Origin of the sequence: Vibrio genomosp. F10 str. 9ZD137, assembly GCF_049974785.1 — a bacterium.
Taxonomy (GTDB): domain Bacteria; phylum Pseudomonadota; class Gammaproteobacteria; order Enterobacterales; family Vibrionaceae; genus Vibrio.
The window spans coordinates 1-4,058 of sequence record NZ_JBNGCJ010000487.1 but is presented as its reverse complement, the minus strand read 5'-3'; the positions used below and the strand labels follow the sequence as shown (position 1 = coordinate 4,058).

Here is a 4,058-nt window from a genome sequence, read left to right as displayed (position 1 = left end):
AAGACTTGGGCTTTTTTACGTTTGGATAAGATCAAAATTCTCAAAATCCAGTGTCGATATCTTCTATTTTTCGTTCGATTTTTATTGCTTATACCCCTTAGCTGATATTGCAGCATGACATCAAATCGATAAAATTCCCTTTGGAGATAAATCTATTCAAAGACCCGTTCTTTATTGTTTAGACGTCTAGACAGCTGAATAGACTGTGGTAGGATGTAAGGTATAAAAAAGGAATGAGGCTGTATTGTGGGAAGTAATGTAAAGCAACAGATTGAAGCACAATTAAAGGAAAGAATCTTACTTATCGACGGTGGCATGGGCACCATGATTCAAGATTTTAAGCTTGAAGAAAAGGATTATCGCGGTGAACGGTTTTCTCACTGGCATTGTGATCTTAAGGGAAATAATGACCTATTAGTTCTTTCTCAGCCTCAAATCATTGAAGATATTCATAGCCAGTATCTAGAAGCTGGCGCTGATATCCTTGAGACGAATACATTCAATGCAACCACAATCGCAATGGCTGACTACGAGATGGAAAGCCTGAGTGAAGAGATTAACTTTGAAGCGGCTAAGCTCGCTAGAAAGGTTGCTGATGAGTGGACTCAAAAAACACCACATAAGCCAAGATATGTTGCTGGCGTTTTAGGTCCAACAAACCGAACCTGCACTATTTCACCTGATGTTAATGATCCCGGATTTCGTAACGTAACCTTTGATGAGCTTGTCGAGGCTTACTCTGAATCGACACGCGCTTTGATCAGAGGCGGGTCAGATCTGATTTTGATTGAAACGATCTTTGATACGTTGAATGCCAAAGCGTGTTCATTTGCCGTTGAATCAGTTTTTGAAGAAATGGGCATCACTTTACCTGTTATGATTTCAGGTACCATAACGGATGCTTCTGGGCGTACCCTTTCTGGGCAGACAACGGAAGCTTTCTATAACGCCTTGCGCCACGTAAAACCTATTTCGTTTGGTTTGAACTGTGCGTTAGGTCCAGACGAATTACGTGAGTATGTCAGTGAGTTGTCACGTATTTCAGAATGCAGCGTCTCAGCACACCCTAATGCTGGTCTACCTAACGCGTTCGGTGAGTATGACCTATCTCCAGAAGATATGGCTGAACACGTAAAAGAGTGGGCTGAAAGTGGGTTCTTGAATCTTATTGGTGGCTGTTGCGGTACAACACCTGAACATATTCGACAAATGGCTGAAGCGGTCGAAGGTGTTACTCCTCGTCAGTTACCAGATATTCCAGTGGCGTGCCGTCTTTCTGGTTTAGAGCCTTTAACCATCTCTAAAGAATCTCTATTTGTTAATGTTGGTGAGCGAACTAATGTCACAGGTTCTGCGAGGTTTAAGCGCCTAATAAAAGAAGAACTCTACGACGAAGCGTTGAGCGTTGCCCGCGAGCAAGTGGAGAACGGTGCTCAGATCATCGATATAAACATGGATGAAGGCATGCTGGATGCAGAAGCATGTATGATTCGTTTCCTTAATTTATGTGCATCGGAGCCAGAGATCTCGAAAGTACCGGTGATGGTCGATTCCTCAAAGTGGGAAGTCATTGAAGCGGGCCTTAAGTGTATTCAAGGTAAGGGTATTGTTAACTCTATTTCTTTAAAAGAAGGTAAAGAGAAGTTCATAGAGCAAGCTAAATTAGTCCGACGATATGGCGCTGCGGTTATTGTGATGGCGTTTGATGAGGTAGGCCAAGCTGATACACGTGAACGAAAAGTAGAAATATGTACTAACGCCTATAATATTTTGGTCGATGAGGTGGGCTTCCCACCTGAAGATATTATTTTTGATCCCAACATATTCGCCGTGGCAACTGGGATTGACGAGCATAACAATTATGCTGTCGACTTTATTGAAGCAGTAGCCGATATTAAGCAAAACCTGCCTCATGCGATGATTTCTGGTGGTGTCTCTAACGTGTCTTTCTCTTTCCGAGGCAACAACTATGTTCGGGAAGCGATTCACGCGGTATTCCTCTACCATTGTTTTAAGCATGGAATGGATATGGGGATCGTTAACGCGGGTCAATTGGAGATATACGATAACGTTCCAGAAGACTTACGCGAAGCGGTAGAAGATGTCGTTCTTAACCGCCGCGATGATTCGACCGAACGTCTGCTTGATATGGCCACGGAATATTTAGAACGGGCGGTCGGTAAAGTCGAAGATAAGTCCGCCCTCGAATGGCGAACATGGCCGGTAGAGAAACGGTTAGAGCATTCCCTTGTTAAAGGCATTACGGATTTCATCGTTGAAGATACCGAAGAAGCCCGTTTGAATGCGGCGCGTCCAATTGAGGTGATTGAAGGTCCCTTGATGGATGGTATGAATGTTGTCGGTGATTTATTTGGTGAAGGTAAAATGTTCCTTCCTCAGGTTGTTAAGTCTGCAAGGGTAATGAAGCAAGCTGTTGCTCATCTAGAGCCATTTATTAATGCAACTAAAGATGTTGGCGCGACTAACGGTAAAATTTTATTGGCCACCGTCAAAGGGGATGTTCACGATATCGGTAAGAACATAGTTGGTGTTGTTCTCCAGTGTAATAACTATGACATTATCGATTTGGGTGTAATGGTTTCTTGCGAAAAAATCTTAAAAGTCGCAAAAGAAGAAAACGTTGATATTATTGGCCTATCTGGGTTAATCACCCCGTCTTTGGATGAAATGGTTCATGTCGCCAAAGAAATGGAGCGTCAAGGATTTGATATTCCGCTTCTTATTGGTGGTGCGACAACCTCTAAAGCCCATACTGCGGTGAAAATTGAACAAAATTATTCTCAACCCGTGGTTTATGTAAATAATGCATCCCGTGCTGTCGGTGTTTGTACATCGTTACTGTCCGATGAATTAAAACCAGTATTTACAGAAAAGCTGGATTTGGATTATGAACGTGTCCGTGATCAACATGCTCGTAAAACCCCCCGCACTAAGCCAGTGACGTTAGAAAAAGCTCGCCAAAACAAGGTTGATATCGATTGGGCTGCTTACACACCACCCGCACCAGCAAAGCCGGGTATTCATATTTTCAAAGATTTTGACGTGTCGGTTCTACGTCAGTACATCGATTGGACTCCGTTTTTCATGACTTGGACATTAATGGGGAAATACCCTGCCATTTTAGACCATGAAGAAGTCGGTGAAGAGGCTAGACGCCTTTTCAAAGATGCGAATGACTTACTCGATCGCGTTGAGAAAGAGAAGCTTCTTGAAGCGAGAGGGATGTGCGGTTTGTTCCCTGCGAACAGTGTTGGTGACGATATTGAAGTGTACACCGATGAATCTCGCACAGAGGTTCTTAAGGTATTGCATAATCTACGTCAGCAAACGGATAAGCCGAAAGGTTTTAATTATTGCTTATCTGATTACATTGCACCCAAAGAGAGCGGCAAAGCGGATTGGATTGGCGGTTTTGCTGTAACCGGTGGTATTGGCGAAAGAGAATTAGCTGATGCATACAAAGCGGCGGGTGATGATTACAACGCGATCATGATTCAAGCTGTGGCTGATCGTCTTGCGGAAGCCTTTGCTGAATATTTGCATAAAGAAGTACGTAAAGAAATTTGGGGATACGCTCCAGATGAAGACCTAAGTAATGACGATCTGATCCGCGAAAAGTATCAAGGAATTCGTCCTGCACCCGGTTATCCGGCGTGTCCAGAACATACCGAAAAAGGGACGTTATGGGAGATGATGAATGTTGAAGAAGCGATCGATATGTCATTGACCAGCAGTTATGCTATGTGGCCAGGCGCCTCAGTATCAGGTATGTACTTTTCTCATCCTGATTGTCGATATTTTGCCATTGCTCAAATTCAACAAGATCAGGTTGAAAGTTATGCTGAGCGTAAAGGTTGGGACATATTGGAAGCAGAAAAATGGTTGGGACCTAATATCAACTAATGCTCTTGTTGTAACCTAGGACATCAAAAGAAAAGAGCTGCCTATTAGGCAGCTCTTTGTATATCGACGACTTTATACATAGAGATTATGGAGAAGCTGACTTATTCTATAGTGCCAGTGCCAGTGCCAGTGCC

Annotated in this window: 1 protein-coding gene; it reads left to right on the top strand. The window is 43.2% G+C overall.

Going from position 1 to position 4,058, the window contains the following annotated elements:
• Nucleotides 1-246: 246 nt before the first annotated feature.
• The gene (gene metH, locus ACP45E_RS11765) at nucleotides 247-3,924 is read left to right on the top strand and encodes a methionine synthase (protein ID WP_017038250.1); all 3,678 of its coding nucleotides are present in this window, start codon (nucleotides 247-249) and stop codon (nucleotides 3,922-3,924) included.
• Nucleotides 3,925-4,058 lie beyond the last annotated feature (134 nt).